The sequence below is a fragment of the Vibrio aestuarianus genome, assembly GCF_028858425.1.
In the GTDB taxonomy this organism is placed as follows: domain Bacteria; phylum Pseudomonadota; class Gammaproteobacteria; order Enterobacterales; family Vibrionaceae; genus Vibrio; species Vibrio aestuarianus.
Genome location: NZ_JAKNYQ010000002.1, coordinates 1 through 18,601, shown reverse-complemented (window position 1 = coordinate 18,601; position 18,601 = coordinate 1). Strand labels below are relative to the sequence as shown.

General features: G+C 43.3%; 12 protein-coding genes. 5 read left to right on the top strand and 7 right to left on the bottom strand.

Annotated elements, in window-relative coordinates; genetic code table 11:
* The first annotated feature begins 146 nt into the window (after positions 1-146).
* Complete coding sequence (locus MCT08_RS13835) at positions 147-1,823, top strand: flagellar assembly protein A (RefSeq protein ID WP_274673002.1); 1,677 nt, start codon at positions 147-149, stop codon at positions 1,821-1,823.
* Positions 1,824-1,901: 78 nt separating this feature from the next.
* Here MCT08_RS13835 and MCT08_RS13830 read toward each other — a convergent pair whose 3' ends face one another.
* Genes MCT08_RS13830 through MCT08_RS13815 form a run of 4 tightly spaced genes read right to left on the bottom strand, consistent with a single transcriptional unit; the run spans position 1,902 to position 8,049 of the window.
* Positions 1,902-4,016 (bottom strand): type I secretion system permease/ATPase, encoded by a 2,115-nt coding sequence (locus tag MCT08_RS13830; RefSeq protein WP_053308955.1) that lies wholly within the window; start codon positions 4,014-4,016, stop codon positions 1,902-1,904.
* Between the two features lie 17 nt (positions 4,017-4,033).
* A complete protein-coding gene (locus MCT08_RS13825) occupies positions 4,034-5,944 on the bottom strand; it encodes a bifunctional diguanylate cyclase/phosphodiesterase (protein ID WP_053308956.1) in 1,911 nt (636 codons plus the stop codon).
* Between the two features lie 5 nt (positions 5,945-5,949).
* Positions 5,950-6,612 (bottom strand): transglutaminase-like cysteine peptidase, encoded by a 663-nt coding sequence (locus tag MCT08_RS13820; RefSeq protein WP_053308957.1) that lies wholly within the window; start codon positions 6,610-6,612, stop codon positions 5,950-5,952.
* Positions 6,613-6,657: 45 nt separating this feature from the next.
* Positions 6,658-8,049, bottom strand: coding sequence for an HlyD family type I secretion periplasmic adaptor subunit (locus MCT08_RS13815; protein WP_053308958.1), 1,392 nt, complete (start codon positions 8,047-8,049; stop codon positions 6,658-6,660).
* 238 nt (positions 8,050-8,287) lie between these two features.
* Here MCT08_RS13815 and pdxH point away from each other — a divergent pair, with 238 nt between their 5' ends.
* Positions 8,288-8,923 (top strand): pyridoxamine 5'-phosphate oxidase, encoded by a 636-nt coding sequence (pdxH, locus tag MCT08_RS13810; protein ID WP_053308959.1) that lies wholly within the window; start codon positions 8,288-8,290, stop codon positions 8,921-8,923.
* Positions 8,924-8,951: 28 nt separating this feature from the next.
* Here pdxH and MCT08_RS13805 read toward each other — a convergent pair whose 3' ends face one another.
* The 3 genes from MCT08_RS13805 to MCT08_RS13795 all read right to left on the bottom strand — a co-directional run bounded on the left by MCT08_RS13805 (position 8,952) and on the right by MCT08_RS13795 (position 13,041).
* Entirely contained in the window at positions 8,952-9,668 is a 717-nt protein-coding gene (locus MCT08_RS13805) for a PAS domain-containing protein (protein WP_053308960.1), read from the bottom strand.
* A 291-nt stretch (positions 9,669-9,959) separates the two neighbouring features.
* The gene (locus MCT08_RS13800) at positions 9,960-11,780 is read right to left on the bottom strand and encodes an SUMF1/EgtB/PvdO family nonheme iron enzyme (RefSeq protein ID WP_274675043.1); all 1,821 of its coding nucleotides are present in this window, start codon (positions 11,778-11,780) and stop codon (positions 9,960-9,962) included.
* A 157-nt stretch (positions 11,781-11,937) separates the two neighbouring features.
* Positions 11,938-13,041 (bottom strand): PEGA domain-containing protein, encoded by a 1,104-nt coding sequence (locus MCT08_RS13795; RefSeq protein WP_053309054.1) that lies wholly within the window; start codon positions 13,039-13,041, stop codon positions 11,938-11,940.
* A 425-nt stretch (positions 13,042-13,466) separates the two neighbouring features.
* On the opposite strand from MCT08_RS13795, the gene MCT08_RS13790 reads away from it, so the two are divergent.
* The 3 genes from MCT08_RS13790 to MCT08_RS13780 all read left to right on the top strand — a co-directional run bounded on the left by MCT08_RS13790 (position 13,467) and on the right by MCT08_RS13780 (position 18,388).
* On the top strand, positions 13,467-14,291 hold the full coding sequence (locus tag MCT08_RS13790; RefSeq protein ID WP_168786972.1) for an AraC family transcriptional regulator: 825 nt from the start codon (positions 13,467-13,469) through the stop codon (positions 14,289-14,291).
* A gap of 254 nt (positions 14,292-14,545) precedes the next feature.
* Positions 14,546-17,668 carry a bifunctional proline dehydrogenase/L-glutamate gamma-semialdehyde dehydrogenase PutA gene (putA, locus tag MCT08_RS13785; RefSeq protein ID WP_274678686.1) on the top strand — a complete coding sequence of 1,041 codons (3,123 nt, stop codon included), beginning with the start codon at positions 14,546-14,548 and terminating at the stop codon, positions 17,666-17,668.
* Between the two features lie 21 nt (positions 17,669-17,689).
* On the top strand, positions 17,690-18,388 hold the full coding sequence (locus tag MCT08_RS13780; protein ID WP_171979867.1) for a 1-pyrroline-5-carboxylate dehydrogenase: 699 nt from the start codon (positions 17,690-17,692) through the stop codon (positions 18,386-18,388).
* Positions 18,389-18,601: the final 213 nt, after the last annotated feature.

Genomic DNA, 18,601 nt, shown 5'->3' with positions numbered 1-18,601 from the left:
TCCATCCTATTCTTTAGACAGTATTGGGTGAGTTTGGTCATCACTAAGTGATGTATCCCTTAGTTTGATTGTCGATATATTTAGCCCGCTCATTAAATTGTATACACTGCCAAGTAAAGGATGATTGAACGTGTGGGTTGAGTAATATGTGGACAAGCTTTATCTCGTTTTCACAAGACAAAATGCAAGTGATAGCGCAGCTTCCAGGAACGGAGTCTGTCGACAAGCGTTTTGATCAGACTGGCTTGAAAGAAGCATTATTGGAGCTTGGTGCTGCGAATTACTTTTTAGATGAAGCTGAAATCACACGTTTTATTAATTGTGCCAAAGAAGGAAAAGGTGAAGCCTTTTCCGGTATTGCTATTGCCTGCATGAAGCATGCAACCGTCGAAGTGGTATTGAGTGATAATGACATGCTTGCAAGCATGGTTGTTACGGGAGCTTACGGCGGAAGAGCGTTACGAGGAAGTGAGGTAGTACACGCGTTAGCACAGTCTCATGTAACGAAAGGTATTAATAAATTAGCGTTAAAAAAAGTGCTAATGGTGAGCCACACTTTAAAAGGTGGCGAAACCTTCAACCAACCAGTAGCACAAGGAAAAGAGCCAATTCAGGGTAAAGATACGCAGTTTATTGCTTTAGTTGAGGATGTTACTAAGCGTGTTTTAGCTCCAGCCAAAAAGCCAGGTCAAGATAAAGTCGATATGCGTAACCTCGGTGAAACGATCACCGTTGGCCAAGATGACGCAGTGATGCGTCGTATTCCAGCCACTAAAGGTACGCCTGGCTACACCGTTCAAGGCAAAATTATTCCACCTAAGCCGGGTACAGATTCAGCATTGGTTGCCGGTAAAGGTTCTTATATATCACCTAATGATCCTAATTTATTGCTGTCTAGCCAGGCTGGCATGCCAATACTCAAGAGCAAAACGGTGGATGTGGATAATGCACTATGCTTAAACAATGTTAGTGTTGCTACCGGCCACGTGAAGTTTAAAGGCTGTGTCGTGATCACTGGAGATGTTGAACCAGGCATGATTGTGCGTGCTACGGGCTCAATCACCATCGGTGGGTTTATTGAGTCTGCTGATGTTCAGGCACAAGATAACATTGAAGTTGGAAAAGGTATTATTGGTCATACGGTATCGGAAGGTGAACCCAAGAGCTGTATTGTCAAATCAGGTGGTTCGATTACCGCAAATTATGCTCAATTTAGTGAACTACAAGCCGCGGAAGATATTAATCTAGCGGTACATAGTATGAGTAATGAGTTGCGTTGTGGCAATGAGCTGAAAGTTATTGATAGTAAAGAAAAACAAGGTACATTGAGCGGCGGTCATGCCAAAGTTGGTGGCAAGGTTGTCTGCTTTAATCTGGGGGTTGAAGGGGATACCGCTACTCATGTGCAGGCTTTTGCTCGCTATGCCATGTATAAAGATCGCATAGCCAAACACAAAGATCAGTATACCCAAGCTCAAGAAGCCACTATGGACGTGATCCGCCAAGAAATTGAGTTTAAGAAAAAGCCGAAAGCTGAAAGGACCGAAGAGCAGCAGCTTAAAATTGAACAATTTAAGCAACAGTCAAATGAACGCTTAGAAAAAGCCAAAACAGCGTTAGAGATACTCACGGATGAGTTTGAACAGTTACTTGAGATCAACACAATAGAAGCCAAAAATAAAGTATACACTCATGTCACTGTGCAATTTGGTGATGAACGTGTCGTCACCAAGCGGGTACATGGCGCAAGTATATTTTCGTTCAATCAGTACGATATTAAGTGTGCATCTATGCTTGAAGAAGAGGATGTTGGAGGGATATAACTAACCTCACTTATGATTTAAAAAACGGGGGAGTGTAGTGCTCCCCATTTTTGTACTAATTACAATAAGTAATCGGTATTACTGTACTGCGCGAACCTTACCTTGTTTGAGGTCATTCAACACCATAGATTTTGGACCATCGGCGATGACGCAACCTTTTTCCATCACAATCACGCGATCAACGATATCCAACATTGATGTTTTATGTGTAATCAATATCAAGGTTTCACTTGGTGTTAGTTGGGATAACTGATGCTTTATGTGCATTTCAGAGCGGTTATCCATTGCGCTGGTGGGTTCATCCAGTAAAAGCACAGGTGGTCTGCCTAAAAGAGCGCGAGCGATAGCAATCGCTTGTCGTTGACCACCTGAGAGCAGTAACCCCCCTTCACCGACTTGGCGCTCTAATCCTGCAGGATCTTGCTGAGTAAATACTGTCACTCCAGCTCGGTTCGCTGCATCCATAACATCTCTGTCATCGACTAAAGGTCGGCCCAAGGTAATATTGTCTCGAATAGAGCCATAGAACAGGTTGCTATCTTGTGGCACACAGCCAATATTACGGCGTACATCAATGTGATGAAGTTGTGCAATATCGGTATCATCGATGCGTACATGGCCTTCTGTTGGTTGGTACAGCCCCATGATCAGGCGTTCTAACGTCGTTTTCCCCGAGCCGATGCGGCCAATGATAGCAACCTTCTCTCCAGGAGTGATCGTGATACTCAAATTGCGAATAGAAGCGACTGGCGAATCAGGGTAATGAAAGGTGACGTTATCCAGTTCAATCTTCCCTTGTACTATTGGACGGTGAATATAACGCTTACCTTTTTCTTGTTCATCTGGCATTTGCATTACTTGTTCAATAATTTTCAGGGAAGATTTCGCTTGATTATAACGGGTAGAAAGCAGTGAAAGTTGGACCATTGGCCCAATGGCACGTCCACTCAACATGGTTGCGGCAATAAGGCCACCCATAGTGAGATCACCGGAAGAAATCAAATACACGCCAAAAATGATCATCCCCACATTTGCCGCTTGTTGAACAAAGCCTGCGGTATTTTGGATGCCATCGGTAATACGGCGGCTTTTTATATTCCAATTGGCCATATGTGCGACCGCTTCTTCCCAGCGGTATTGGAACTGACTTTGAGCACCAAATAATTTTACGGTTTCTAACCCTGCCAAGCTCTCTATTAAGTTTGCGTATTTTTGTGAGGCCAGGCGAGAACCCTCTTCTATTGCTCGTCGTAACGGCGCTTGAATGAGAAGAGAATAGATAGCAATGATAAGCACGCCCGCAATGGGCACAAGTACTAAATTGCCAGCCATAAACCAAATCAGGAGAAGAAATAGCAGCGCGAATGGAAGGTCGATCAATGATGAAATTGTTGCTGAGGTAAAAAACTCACGAATCGACTCAAATTCCTGTAGGTGGCGTGCAAATGCGCCTACTGATGGAGGACGTGATTCCATGCGGATTCCCATCACTTTGCTAAACAGTTTTGAGGATATGAGAATATCTGATTTCTTTCCGGCAACATCAATAAAGTAGCTACGAAGTAGTTTTAGCAATAAATCAAATAAGAAGATAACGAAAATACCACTTGCGAGTACCCACAATGTTTCAAAGGCGAGGTTTGGCACAACTTTATCGTAAACCAAGCGGCTAAACATGGGTGCGGCAATGGCAAATAGGTTAATCAATATAGAGGCTATCAGTACGTCACGGTAGATATGTTTTGACTGCCATAATGTGCCCCAAAACCAATGGCCATCCCGAGTTTTTAAAACTTCAGGCGAGCGTTCATCATAGCGAAACTGCTTTTTGACCATAAAGTAGCGACCAATATATCGCTCGGTCAGTTCCTCTAATGGTAAGGCAACAGGAATTAACCCTGATTCTGCGGTAACAATTTCAGCTTCCTGACTTTCCTCGTTAATGCTATTAAGTACGCACGCCTCGCCACCTTTCAGTAGCAGTACAACGGGAAAGACCAATTTGGGTATTTGTTGTAGTGTTGAGCGATTTTCTTTCGCAACCAAGCCGGCCCGTTCAGCAGCGCGAGGGAATAGAAAAGGTGTCAGTTTACCATCGGACAGTGGTAGACCGTTGATAAGCGCTTCTGGAGAATTCGCCAATCCGTAATAACGGCTCACATAGATAAGCGAATTAAGTAGCGTGTCTTGCATTACATCTGACCTTCTTCTTATTTATCAACAATAAAGCCTTGGAAGACTTCAATAAAATGCTCGGAAAGAAAATCAAGCTGTGTTTGAGTCTCAACCCTTGATGCAATAGTGGTGATACCTAAATTATGCGCAGTACGAGAAATTGACGTTAAAGTGAATTTCTGTTTTTCATCATCTAAATGATGCGTAAATAGGTAATCTAGCTTCACATATTTTGGCCGGAATTCATTAATGTAATCTAAAGACTGGAAGTTTCGTCCATAGTTATCAACTCCAAAATCAGCGCCAGCGGTACGCACGGCATTACAAAATAATGCCGTGTGATGAGGGGCATTGATAAAGCACGCTTCCGGTATTTCAAAATGCAAATTTGCACAAATGGATCGGTGTTTGGTAAGAGTTTGGGTTATCCAACGAATAAAGCTTGGCTGAGAAATACTGCTTTGAGCAATGTTAATGGCTAAAGGTTCGTTAACTTCTGAATTCTCTAATTTTTTTATCATCGACTGTATAACATACTCGTCAAATATATGGCTTGCATTGAGCTGATCGAGTGCGAACAGGTACTGATTAGCACTGTAACGTTGGCCATCATGTTCAATTGCGGAAAACACTTCTCGATGGAAAGTTTGTCCCCAACTGTTATTCGCAGCTTGCAGGCGGAAACTAAACCAGTCGTTATGAATCGCTTCTTCAACTAGAGTTTTCCACTGTTGTTTACCCATCACCACTTGATCGGTTTCACTACTCACAAAGCCATAAGGGAGGTCTGGGTTGGCTGTGGCGAGTGCCAGTGCATTATCGAGCAGTGACAGTACCTGTGTCGAAGATTTAGGCTCTTTATTATAAACGACCCCTAAAGAAACTTTAGCTGATGCCATACCCGTTGGGTCGGCGCTGACGTCTTGCACAAAATTCATAATGCTGTCGGCAATAATTTTTAGTTCACTTTCATCCATGTTTGGCAAAATGAAACCAAACTCTTCTGTTGAAATTCGCGCTAGAGTGACTTCTGGAGATGTAATTGAGACTTTGAGGTGGTCTGCTAAGTGTCGAACCATGCCATCTCCGGCTTCATATCCTTTGTCTTCATACAACTCTTTAACGAATTCAGCTTGAAGAATTGCAACCCCACCAAGTGCACTTTCTGTTAGCCAGCTATTGAGTTGGCTCATGTAGTAGGCGCGGTTACCTAAGTGAGAAACCGGGTCGATATAAGCCCGTTCACGCAATTGCTGCGCTTCTTGCGCTTGTGCTTTGAATGATTTTTCAACTTGCGCTGACATACTATTGATGCCATCAACGACATAGATGAGATCTTTAGTTGCGGGGCGAGGAAGCGGTTCACCGAATTGGTTACGCGCCACTTGCTCCATTTTTTCGACGATCATTTGTAGCGGACGCAAAGCGCGTTTTAGAATGAAAGCAATCGCGGCTAAACCAATAATAAAAATGGCGCTAAAAGCGGTGAGCAAGCGAAGTAAAGCTTGCCAAAGTTGGGCATAAGCTTCGCCAGGGTGGCTGACGATTTCCACTTCAGCGAGCTGCATCCAGCCACTCGTCACTACGCGCTGGTCATGAATAGGAGCAAACAGGTGTAGATCGGTAAACCATTGCGGTACATCACTTGGTTTTATTGGATAGGAGCGTAAAATCTCCTCTTCATCGTCCAAAAAAATCAGCCGCACGACAGAGTATGAACTGCCATCAAATAACGCGTTGATGACTGATTCAACGGCAATCTTATCTTTTTTCTCTAGATACGGTGCCAGCGCTAGCCCTACGGTGTTGATGGTGTTACTGACTTCAGAGCGTTGCTGCTGCTCTAAGCTGTTGCGGGTGGTATTGAACTCAATGATAAATACTGAAGTCATCAGCATTATAAAGACTGCAATCATTCCCGCTACAAGTTGTTTATATAGCGTCATATTACCTACTCATCGTAACTTATTATTGGTTTATTTAATTTTAGCGAACGCTCACGAGCCCGTAAGTCATTCCAAAGACTCAACCGTGAAGAATCTCCAGCGAGCTGGCCATTTTTCGATTTCATTAGCCACAAATTCTTACCGTTAAAACTGTATATCGGCAGTAAATCGCGACGTACCGATGCTGGCTTAATTTCAGGATTTATATTGTCTAAAATTAAAGGCTCGGCATTCGGTGTTGAATAATAGGCAAGTACCATGTGAAACTGGTTTAACTCTATTGCTTTAACGTATACAAGACGTAGCTTCTTATCATCGATACCTAATTCAAGCAGTGAGAAGTACTTTGCAATAGTGAAATCTTCACAGTCTCCGGCATTGCTGCCGAGAAACTCAAGAGGTGTTGCCCAATAGTCATTTTTCCCCCACAAATCAATATCGTTAACGAAATATAATTGATTGAAAAAACTATTTATTTTTGTGAGTTGTTGCTGTTCCGACGCATTTTGGTACTTGGCGATTTCTTTGCGCCACGTTTCAACTCGCTTGCCTGCTCGAGTTCCATAAGTGCGAGTCACCGCATCCACCCACTGTTGCTCTTTGGTGTTGAGCGCTTGTGGTGCGGATGTCGTCAATATCAATAAAAACAACGCAGGCCAAAACTTCATTGGTAGTTATGACCAACGTTTTGTTTAACGTTCATTGGGTGAAGGTTATTCCCTAAGTGCATTTTTTTGCGCGCCTAATATTGGTTTTAGTAAGTAATCCATTACTGTGCGTTTACCAGTAATGATATCTACTGATGCCGTCATTCCTGGAATAATCGGTAAATTTGCATCATGACCTAAACTGGTTTCGTTGGTTCTGATACGAACCAGATAATAACTTTTACCTTCTTCATCTTGCGTAGTATCAGCGCTGATGTGTTCAAGTCGTCCTTCTAAGCCACCATATTTAGTAAAATCATAGGCACTAAATTTAACAATAGCAGGTAGTTCTGGATGCAGAAAAGCAATGTCTTGAGGGGCTATTTGCGCTTCGACGACTAGCGTATCTTCGGTGGGCACTACTTCGACAATATCCATTCCTGGTTGGATAACACCGCCAACGGTGTTGACATAAAGTGTTTTGATTGTGCCAGTCACAGGAGAGACAACCACGGTACGATTTACTTTATCTTCCAGGCCTACCGCCGACTCTGTAATAGAGGAGAGCTTGTCTTGAGCATCATTCAGCTTTTCTTGCTGCTCAGAGCGGAATGTTTGCGCGGCACTAATGCGGTTAAGCATCGCTTCCCGAATGGTTGATTTCAGTACCGGAATTTTCAGTTCACTGGATGTCATCTCGCGACGCGTATCATTAACTTGGCGTTGTAATTTGAGTAATTCAATTCGAGGCACAACGCCTTCATCAGCTAAAGGCTGGGTGATTTCCAACTCTTTTTGAGCGAAGTTATAACTTTGGCGGAGGTTCTTTACCCTAGCTTCTATTTCAACGAGATCTTGCTGTTTCTGTTTAACTTGTTGATCAAGTAAGGAGAGTTGGTTGCGAAGATTATTCAAATCTTGACGATATTCGGCTTTCTGTCTTTCAACTAACAGCGGCTGAGTATCTTTTAATATGGGAGGAAAAGCCAGTTTGTTAAAATCAATTCTTACGCTGTTTTGCCATTGATTTTCATCGAAATTTTCGTCAATCACTACACTAGTAATTGAAGCCGAGAGCTGTAAAACGCTAGCCGTTAAGTTGGAGACTTGTTGTTCGCGTTCTCGGTAATCAGAACGAAAACGAGTATCGTCAATAAGCAGCAGTTGTTGCCCTTTTTGGACCTTTTCACCTTCGCGAACCATTATTTGTTTTACCAAGCCGCCTTCCAAGTTCTGCACCACTTGAATTTGAGAAGAGGGAACCACCTTGCCTTGTCCGACGGTGACTTTATCTATTTCTGCCCATGAAGCCCAAAATATCGCCAAAATAAAGAAGCAGACCATAACCCAAAGCATAATACGCGCACTATTTGGTGTATTGAGCAGTAGAGCGGCAGTTTTATCGTCCACATACTCTAATTCAGTGGTGGAGAGTTTGTTATAACTCTTATTGCTCATGGGTTATCCTTGTGCCTAGTTATATTGTGTATTTGCTTGATTTTATTACTTGTCTGGCAAAATGTTAAGGTTTTGCTACTCATCATTAGGCTTGTATTCAGTATTTTAATCAATAGATGCTTTCAATTTCAGTTTCTATTACAGTTTAGCTGTTAATTATTGATTTTGTGGTGTTGCCACACGCTTGAGTTCTCTCACTGATAAGCGCACAATCACCAAAAAACTCACAGGAGTCGCAATGGAACTTTCAGACATTCGCCGTGAATATATTCAAGGTGGGTTGAGACGCAAAGATTTGCTGGCCAATCCGATCGATCAATTTAATCTTTGGCTTCAACAAGCTATTGATGCCGGTCTTACCGATCCTACCGCCATGACAGTGGCAACCGTTGACGAGCATGGCCAACCTTTTCAGCGAATCGTCTTGTTGAAAAATGTCGAAAAAGAAGGATTTGTCTTTTATACCAATTTAGGCAGCCGCAAAGCGCAGCATATTGAGCACAATAACAAAATTAGTCTGCATTTCCCTTGGCATCCTATTGAGAGGCAAGTGCACATTACTGGTATCGTTGAAAAGCTGTCAGCTTTTGAAAATATGAAATATTTCACATCTCGTCCTAAAGAGAGCCAAATAGCCGCCATTGCGAGTCGTCAAAGTAGCCGCATCTCTGCTCGAGGCATCTTAGAAGGTAAGTATTTAGAATTGAAGAAGAAGTTCGAGAAAGGTGATATTCCCGTTCCCAGTTTTTGGGGGGGATATCGCATCAAGCCTGAGTCGATAGAGTTTTGGCAAGGGGGCGAGCACCGTTTGCATGACCGATTTATATTTACTCATCATGATCAAGCATGGGATATTGAACGCCTAGCTCCATAGTGACTATGACTTGATAAAATGCCCCGATTTATGCGGGGCATTCGTTATTTAAGACGATTGATAACTGTGTTTTGAGTAGTGTCTTAGGGATATGAGAACCATAACCTTGGTCGAGTGCCATATCGATTAACTGCTCTTTGCTGTGTGCGCCAAACTTAGTTCTTAGCTTTGCTTCATAACCCTCGACGGTTTTAGTTGAAATATTCATTACCCGAGCAATGTGTTTGGGCTTTTTACCATAGAGAAGCAAAAATAACACTTCGGATTCTCTGGTTGTTAATGTGTTTTTCAACGTCTCGTGAAGGCTAGTGGCATGCTGAGCTGTCGTCAGTCCCGTTGCTCTGCATATCCAATGTCCTACCTCCAAGATAGCGGTATCGGTTAACTCTTGACCAAAGAAAATCGTGCCTTGAACTTCTCCTTGAACATTGAACCACGGTGTTTTGGTAAAGATATGTGCTCGCCAAGAGCCATCGGGATAAGGGTGGATATCGAGTACTTTTAACTGTTTTTGAGTGGTGATGACATAGTGATCTTGTTGCTGAAATTCAGCTGCACACGTTGTGGTTGGGCTAGGCATCTCGAAATCGGTAAGACCGATACACTGTTTTGCATCCTCAACACCGATTAACCTACCGTAAGCATCATTCGCGTAAACAAATACTGAGTTAAGGTCTTTGCACCCCCAGTAGCCAGGTAGTTGCTTAAATAACGAAATTTGTTCGTCACTGAGAAAGTTACTCACGATAGATCCCCTAGATATCAGACCGATATGATACCAAGAGCATTAACAGTTGTAATCATGCAAAATCATGAATAAAAAAAGCCAGCCTGAAGAGGGGCTGGCATAAAAACAAGAAATGAATCTTGTCGACGTGTAGAAGAGGTTCTGTGAATCCTGCTAGGGTCTCGCTGAATTCACGGATATACCACATGGATATAAATTATTAAACTTGTTTAATAATCGTCGCTACTATATTCGATCTATACAGCACGAAAAAGGGGGGAATTCCCCCTTTTTCTGCTTTGATTATGCTTAAAGTTCTCTAACTACTCTAAAACCAACATAGTTAGCAGATGTAGCTGGAGCGATAAAGAGTTTGCCATGAGCGGCTGCTGTCGATGGAGAAAAGCTCCATGCCCCACCTTTTGCTTTACCTACAGGGTCATTGGTCCATTCCCAAACATTACCTACGACGTCATAGATACCCAAGTTATTAGGTGCAAATGACTTAACGGGTGAGGTGCTTTTATTTGACCAAGGAGTGCCACTCCAGCCTGTATTGGCTTTTCCTGTACCAAAGTCATTGCCCCACCAGTAATCGGTTTGTGCCCCAGCTCTCGCCGCTATTTCCCATTCGTCTTCGGTTGGAAGGCGGTAGGTATAGCCAGTCTGTTTACTTAGCCAACGAGTATAAGCTTTAGCGTCATTTTGGCTGATGCACACGACCGGAGATTGGCTTAATTGTTTAAAGCCGGGATCGCGCCAGTAGCTTCCGGCAATCGGAGTGATCTCAGACTCAGAGACTGTGGTACAAAGTTTTTGTAACTCAGCATCCGTTTGATAAGTCGTTTGATTAATAAAGGTTTCAAATTGACCAACCGTGATTGGTGTTGTTCCAATTGCGAAAGCATGATCAAGGCGAATCTGTTTTGATGCATGTTCACCAATTAAGTATTCACCGGAAATTAATGTGACAAGCTCTGGGGCTTTAATATCCCCTTTTAATGTGTCGGCAAACTTATGGCCAGCTTTTAATATATTGTCTTTTTCGCGCAAAACGGCTCGCAACGTATTGTCGGATGTAATTTTGAGCTCTTGATGGAAAGAGTGATAACCTTCTTTTTCTATTGTTACGACATGAGGTCCAACAGGAAGCATCACCTCAACGGGGGTACTGCCGTAGTGAACGCTATCAATGGTGACTTTGTCACTGTATTGGTTAGAACGAATAGAGAGTGTGACCCAGGCTACCTCTTTCTGCTTTTCACCGTTTGGCGAGTATTCTCCTGGGGCGAAACAGTATTGTGAATCGACATTCAGTAGTTTGCAGGGCGTATTTTCACTAGGTCTTGCGTCCAGTTGTACATCCAGTACGGTTTTGAACTTGTTGCCACTGTAAAATCCTGATTCTACTGCTTTATGACGTAGCACATGAATGTTGAGTGACACATTCGCTAAGTGCTGCTTCACTAGGTTAGATTCAGTAGTTTGATCGATTAAGTGACTTTGGTATTGGTTAACGGCTTTTTGTAAGGCTAAATCGTTAGTTTGTTTTGCGCATTGAGCGAGTGTCATGTCTGCACTACATGCATTAGTAAAGCTGACCGTTTGCTCACCGTTTTGTCTGAGCTCACCTCTTAAACGTTCAACGCGTGCACGCAACTTATGTTGCTCTAATTCAGCAATGCCTTTTTCGACGGTATGTTGAGCCGCTTTTTTTTCAGCCAGTAGGGCTTCGAGCTCTTGGAGTTTTTGCTCTGCTTCTAAACGTGCTTTCTGGTTTTGCTTTACATTGGCCCAAGCCGACTGATAGGCATTTTGAGATGGCATGATGTCCAGATCAGGGTCATCGATCATTTTCATGTAGTCGCGTTCTAAATCGGCTTTCGCTTTAGTGAGCGCGGCATCTAAGCTTTGGGTCTGTTGATTAAGCCTATCCAGTTCGCTTTGGTGATTATTGACCATCACCTGCTGATCATTGGCTGCCGTTTGGGCTGCTTGTAACTCGGACTGTTTAGTAAACAACGCGTCATCAATGGCAATAACTGAGGAAGGCGTTCCTTCTGCCATCGTCGACGTTGCCACTAAGCAAGGCGAAAGTGCTAATAAGAGAGCGGGTAAACCTTGTCGCATTGTTATCTACTTCAGTTAGGTTATTAGTTCATTGTGACTATTCTAAACGAAAACGCCATTTTGTCTGAAGTCATCTTTCAATAACTTAGTGACAAAATGGCGTTTTAACCGCATCTTTGTGAATTACGACAGAAAAACTGCGTTATCTGCGGACTATTTAGCTATCTTTGTTTGGTCTAAGTTTGACCCAAACCGTATCGTTGCCGTTAATAGTGAGCACACGATTGTAGGTTTCGTAACCATCTTTCGATACCGTTACTTGGTGGCGGCCACTTGGTAGGACGATTTCAACCGGTGTACTGCCATAGTTAATGCCATTGATCGTCACAGCGTCATTGTACTGATCTGAACGGACAGTAACATTTGCCCACTGTTTGTCATTCTTTTTTGTGCCTTCCGATGTTCCGCCTTTTAAGCAATATCTAGAAGAAACATTCAACAACTTACAAGCAGCAACGGCTTCTGGTTTTGCCTGAAGCTGGGCTTGCATTTGCGTGAAATATTCATTGTTACCTTCGAAACCACTGCGGATGATCTGACTTTCTTGCACAAAGATATTGAGCTCAACACCTTTGAGGTTTTGCTTGGCAATAACCGATTCAGTCAAGTTATCAAGCAATTTAGCACGGAATGACTTCACTGCTTTTTGTTTTGTTAGATGTTGTCCTTGATTAGAACATTCACCTAGCGTCATCGTAGTAGAACAAGCCGTTTTATAGCTTGTTTCGAGAACACTGCTTTCACGCAGTTCAGCTTCTAAGCGTTTTACTCTTGCTTCAATGCGTGATTCTGCAAGGTTTGAGTATTCATTACTCAAGCGAGCTTGCTTTTGTTTAATTTGAGACAAACGCATTTCACTTTCGGTCATGGTTTGATTGTTCTCGAGCTTCTCAGCTTGGTTCTGTTTTACTGCAGACCAAGTTTCTTGGTACCTCTTTTGAAATGAGACTAAATCTGTATCTGGATCATCTAAAAGACGGCCATACTGTTTGTCCAATGCAGACTTAGCGCGATTTCGCTTAGCATTAAGCTCTTCACCTTCACGCTGAAGGCGAGCTTGTTCATTTTTGAGTTGTTGAAGCTTGGCTCCCTCTGCTTCATATTCTGAAGAAATCGCGTCGATTTCACTCTGTTTAGTAGTCATTTTTTCATCGATAGCGGTGACAGGATCAACCTGAGTAACTTCTTCCGCGTACACCGATGCAGATACCCAAATAGGGCTTAGCGCAAGCAATAGCGCTGGGATGTGACGTGTGATCATAGGTCCCTGCAACAAATTAACGTTTAACCACAAAAGTGGGAAAGACAAACTTTTGACAGCTGTAGTAGATAAGCTGTTTTCGTAATGCAAATTCTATTCCGAATAACACCTAAATTTATTGAAATCTGCCAATAGGTGACTGATTTTTTAAATTTTATAAGTGCGCATCCTCATTTTGAGCCTAATGACGAAATATGCAAGCCTCTATTTTCGATCTACTTAGGGGTTTTGGGATTGAACACGCGTTGACCGTAATTTATGTGCACTTGATCATTGTTCCGATTTGAGAATCGAAACTAATTTCACCCATGGACATTTTTTTTATATGTGCTTTGATGATTATATGGTTAAAAAGGACGGCTTTATTTTGGCTCTTGATAGTTTTGTTATAACATTTGGCAATCAATCCAATATGATGTTCGAAAATGAGTGATATTGCGCCGATTAAGCGGGTTAACTACCAGCTAAATGACAAAGTTTTGTCGCCAAAACCTGCGGAGTTGGTGACGTTACCCTCGTATATGGATTGTCATGATCATAGCTATACGCAAATTGTCATTGGGCTTAAAGGTCAGGCTGAATTTGAAGTTCAAGGCGTGGGCAACTTAGTCGGCCCTGGGCAGGGGTGTGTGGTGACATCTGGCTCTGATCATGCTTTCGGTGGCGTGGTGGGGCAGTCTGATATTTTAGTATTGAACATGGCCTTGCCCAGCAACGATGATCCTTTATTACTACAAAAAATCAATGAGATATCGAGTGCGGATACTTATTTTAAGCTTGATGGTCAAATTCAAAAATTGATCCATCTACTGGTCAAGGAAATGCAGTCAACCCCTGATGACCTACTGCTGAGTCGCGCATGTAATGATACCGTTATCGCTTTGCTACAACGCCATATCTCTGTATTTGACACTCACCGTAAAGAGTCTCGCTTTGATCTTGAAGTGATCGATCGCTATATCGAATTGCATTTAAGCCATAAGATTTCGGTCGCTCAATTAGCAGGCAGTGTATTTCTGGGTGAAAGTCAGTTTCATATGTTATTTAAAGAACAGATGGGCATTACACCGCATCAATATCTACTCGGTAAGAGAATTGATATGGCGAAAACATTGATTGAGCAAGGACGTTTAAGTTTTGGTCAAATTGCTGAACTGACAGGGTTTTCCGGACAAAGTACTTTTACTCATTCATTTACTCGCCTACAAGGCGTTTCTCCTTCCCAGTACAAGAAAATGTGTCGCAGTTGAGGACATTTTTTCCTATTTCTTTTCTAAGCTTGTTTTTTCTGTGTCTTCAGTTTAGTTAAATTCTAGCAACAAAGTAGCAATTTACGGCATAACGTGTGGCTTTCTTTGATGTGATTGTGTTTTTATTTTGTTAATAGCCAGAGTTTTTAGCAAAAAGCTCGGAGTTTTTGACAAGTATTCTTCTCGGGCTCAAAATACACTGCTAGCCATTGCAGGAAACCCGACCTTTTCGGGTGTGAGATTGAGGAAAACGCATGTTTACAGCAACAGATGTGTTGAAAGCTGAGTTTGTCGAGCAGCCGCTTGATAAGCTTTGGTCGCTGATCTCGCCACTTTATATGGTGGACGAATCCCAATGGCTAAAACAATTGCTTCCATTAGCAACTCCGACGGAGCCTGAAAAGTCGGCAATGTCGAGCAAAACCACATTATTAATTGAAGCGATACGAGCTGACAAAAAGTCAGTTCAGATGATTGATGCCCTGTTACTTGAGTACAGCTTAGATACACAAGAAGGTATTTTGCTGATGTGCTTAGCTGAAGCATTGATGCGTATCCCTGATACTGAAACGGCTGATGCCTTTATCAAAGATCGTCTCAGCGTGGCGGACTGGAAATCTCACCTTAAGAATTCTGAATCAGTTTTTGTTAATGCCTCAACATGGGGTTTAATGTTAACGGGTAAAGTTGTTGGTTTATCAGACTCGGAAACTGCCAGTCCAGCACAAGCATTGAATCGATTAGTCAACAAACTTTCAGAACCCGTTATTCGCAAAGCGATGCACCAAGCAATGAAAGTAATGGGCCATCAATTTGTTTTGGGGCGCACCATTGCTGAAGCACAGAAGAATGGCCGCCCGATGCGTGATAAGGGTTACACCTATTCATTTGATATGCTCGGTGAAGCAGCGCTGACAACAGCAGATGCTAACAAGTATTTCAAAGACTATTTGATGGCGATTGAGGCGGTTGGTCGTGACCAATATGGTTTGGAAACAAGCCCTGCCCCCTCGGTTTCCATTAAGCTTTCCGCATTACATCCTCGTTATGAAGTGGCGAATGAAGAACGCGTTCTCACCGAACTTTACGGCACATTACTTTCGCTTTTGGAACGTGCAGTTGAACTGAATGTGGCGATTACAATTGATGCGGAAGAGGCTGATCGCCTTGAGCTATCGCTTAAGCTTTTTGAGAAAGTCTATCGCAGCGATTTAGTGAAAGAATGGGGTAAGTTTGGGTTAGTGGTGCAAGCTTACTCTAAACGTGCTTTACCTGTTTTGATGTGGCTAAATGGACTTGCTAAAGCTCAAGGAGATTTAATTCCGCTGCGTCTAGTCAAAGGGGCTTACTGGGATAGTGAAGTCAAATGGTCACAGCAAGCAGGCTATAGCAATTACCCAGTCTATACTCGTAAAGAAGCGACTGATGTTGCCTACCTTGCGTGCGCCCGCTTCCTACTTAGTGAGAATGTTCGCGGTAATATTTTTCCACAATTTGCTAGCCATAATGCGCAAACCGTGACGGCAATTGCAGTGATGGCGCAGCACAAAGATTTTGAATTCCAACGCTTACATGGAATGGGTGACGCTCTCTACCACCATGCAATGAGCGCTTACAAGCAGTCTGTGCGTATTTATGCACCAGTTGGCAGCCACAAAGACTTGCTGCCGTACTTGGTACGCCGTTTACTAGAAAATGGGGCAAATAGTTCGTTTGTTCACCGCTTGGTGGATGCTCGTTGTCCTATCAGCAGCCTAACTCAACACCCGGTTGATATGCTGCTAGCGTACGACACACTGTACAACAACAAAATTCCATTACCTTCGAATATCTTCCCTGAGCGAGCGAACTCGTACGGAGTTAATATTGATATCGAAAGTGAAGCAAAACCTTTTGCAGAGAAAGTGGAAGCGTGGTTAAGCAAGCAATGGCGTGCTGCACCAGTTATCGGTGGTACTGACCACTACCAAAGCATGGTGAACCAAGGCGTTGAGCCTGAAGTGGTCTCCGCACCTTATGATCGCCGAGTTGAAGTTGGTCAGGTGATGTTTGCTAACCTTGATCATGCTTCCGCTGCTATTGAGGTGGCTGCGCAAGCCTTTGAAGCGTGGAATCTGCAACCTTCAACGCAACGCGCTGAAAAATTAGACAAACTTGCTGATTTATTGGAAGAGAATCTTGCTGAATTAGTTGCGCTTTGCCATCAAGAGGCGGGTAAAACAATTCACGATAGTATTGATGAAGTTCGTGAAGCGGTGGATTTTTGTCGCTATTACGCTAAGCAAGTCGCAACATTAAAACCATTTGAAGTAGAAAGTTTTGATGGCGAAACGCGTCAAGTTTGTCGCGAGGGGCGGGGTGTCTTTGTGTGTATCAGCCCGTGGAATTTCCCACTGGCAATTTTCCTTGGTCAAATTGCTGCGGCGCTGGTCGCCGGTAATACGGTTGTGGCAAAACCTGCGGAGCAAACCAGTTTAATTGCAGCGCGAGCTGTAGAGCTGATGCTAGAAGCTGGCTTCCCAACAGGTGTGATTCAACTCCTCCCTGGACGTGGCGCTGAAATTGGTAGTGCATTGACCTCTCATCCAGCAATTGCGGGAGTAGTGTTTACCGGTTCGACGGCAACGGCGCAACGTATTAATAAGACGTTGGCGGAACGCGATGCAGCCCCAGTACCATTTATTGCCGAGACTGGTGGCCAAAATGCGATGATCGTTGATAGCACCGCGTTACCAGAGCAGGTCGTGCGAGATGTTATTCGCTCGGCATTTGCCTCCGCAGGACAACGTTGTTCGGCATTACGGGTGTTGTTTGTTCAACAAGATATCGCTGATCGTATTATTAATTTGATCCAAGGTGCGATGAACGAGCTTAGCGTCGGTATTCCCCATTTACACAGCACGGATGTGGGTCCTGTGATTGATGATAAAGCCAAGCAAAAATTGCTTGCTCACATTGAACATATGACGCAAACACAAAAAAAAGTAGCTCAATTGACCCTCAGTGAGGCGTGTGAACTGGGTGACTTTGTGCCTCCTACTGCTTTTGAAATCTCGGATATTTCTTGTTTAACGGAAGAGCAGTTTGGTCCAATTTTACACATTGTTCGCTTTAAAGCGCGTGAGTTAACCGATGTCGTTGAGCAAATTAATCAAACAGGCTTTGGCTTAACCATGGGCATTCATAGCCGTAATGAAACAACGTATCGCTGGGTAGAGAAACATGCTCGTGTTGGCAACTGTTACATCAACCGTGACCAAGTCGGTGCAGTGGTAGGTGTTCAACCATTTGGTGGCCAAGGGCTTTCAGGCACTGGACCTAAAGCGGGTGGGCCTCATTACCTGTATCGTTTTACGCAAACTGTATTTGCTCATTAATTCAAGCGAAGGAGAAGTATTATGGTTCATCAAGTGACTCGTTTTTCCGACGCTTTTTCAGCATGGGAGAACTGGAACATTACCGACTTTGACTCTAAATGTGAGTGCTTACTTTCATTTAAAGGTTTATTACAAAGTTCTATTCCACAGTTGGCCAAAGTCATGTCTTATCATCTTCATCAGGCTTCTGCTTTGTTGGCGCAACCGCATCAGCTTATCGGACCCACTGGAGAAACCAATGAGCTTTATACCGCTGGGCGTGGGGTTGCCCTCATCATTCAAGGTGAGCATAGCGATAAAGCGAAACAAGCTTCGGTTGCTCAACTTTGCGCCGCGCTTGTCGCGGGTAATAGCGTTGTCTTTTGTAGTGACGATATTGAGTTAACCCAAGCTCTACAGGCTGCTTTTGAGCAATCTTCTTTACCGGCTAACGTGATTCAATTTTCATCTTTTGATGCCTATCACCAGTTGATGGAATCAGACGTAAGATGTCTAGGTTATGTTGGCCACACCTCGGTTGAACGTACGCTCAACCGTCAGCTAGCAAGTCGCACTGGTGCGATTGTCAGCCTAGTGTCTGAAACGGATTTGAACGCTATTCCGGTAGCACATGATCCACATTTATCGTTGCGCTTTATTACCGAGCGTACTCGCACAATAAATATAACAGCAGTGGGTGGTAATGCGACCTTGCTTGAACTTGGTAGCGAAACCCACTAATCCTTTCTGTTTTATTCCCCTCCTTCGGGAGGGGCATGGAAGGCGATCTTTTAAAGAGGACAAACACAATGGAAAATAGCTTTGCTATTACAAGCACCTTTATCCTGTATCTTATTTTGATGCTGGCTATTGGTGTTATCGCTTATCAACGAACGAAAAACTCATCGGATTACTTTCTTGGTGGCCGTTCACTAGGACCTTGGCCAGCAGCAT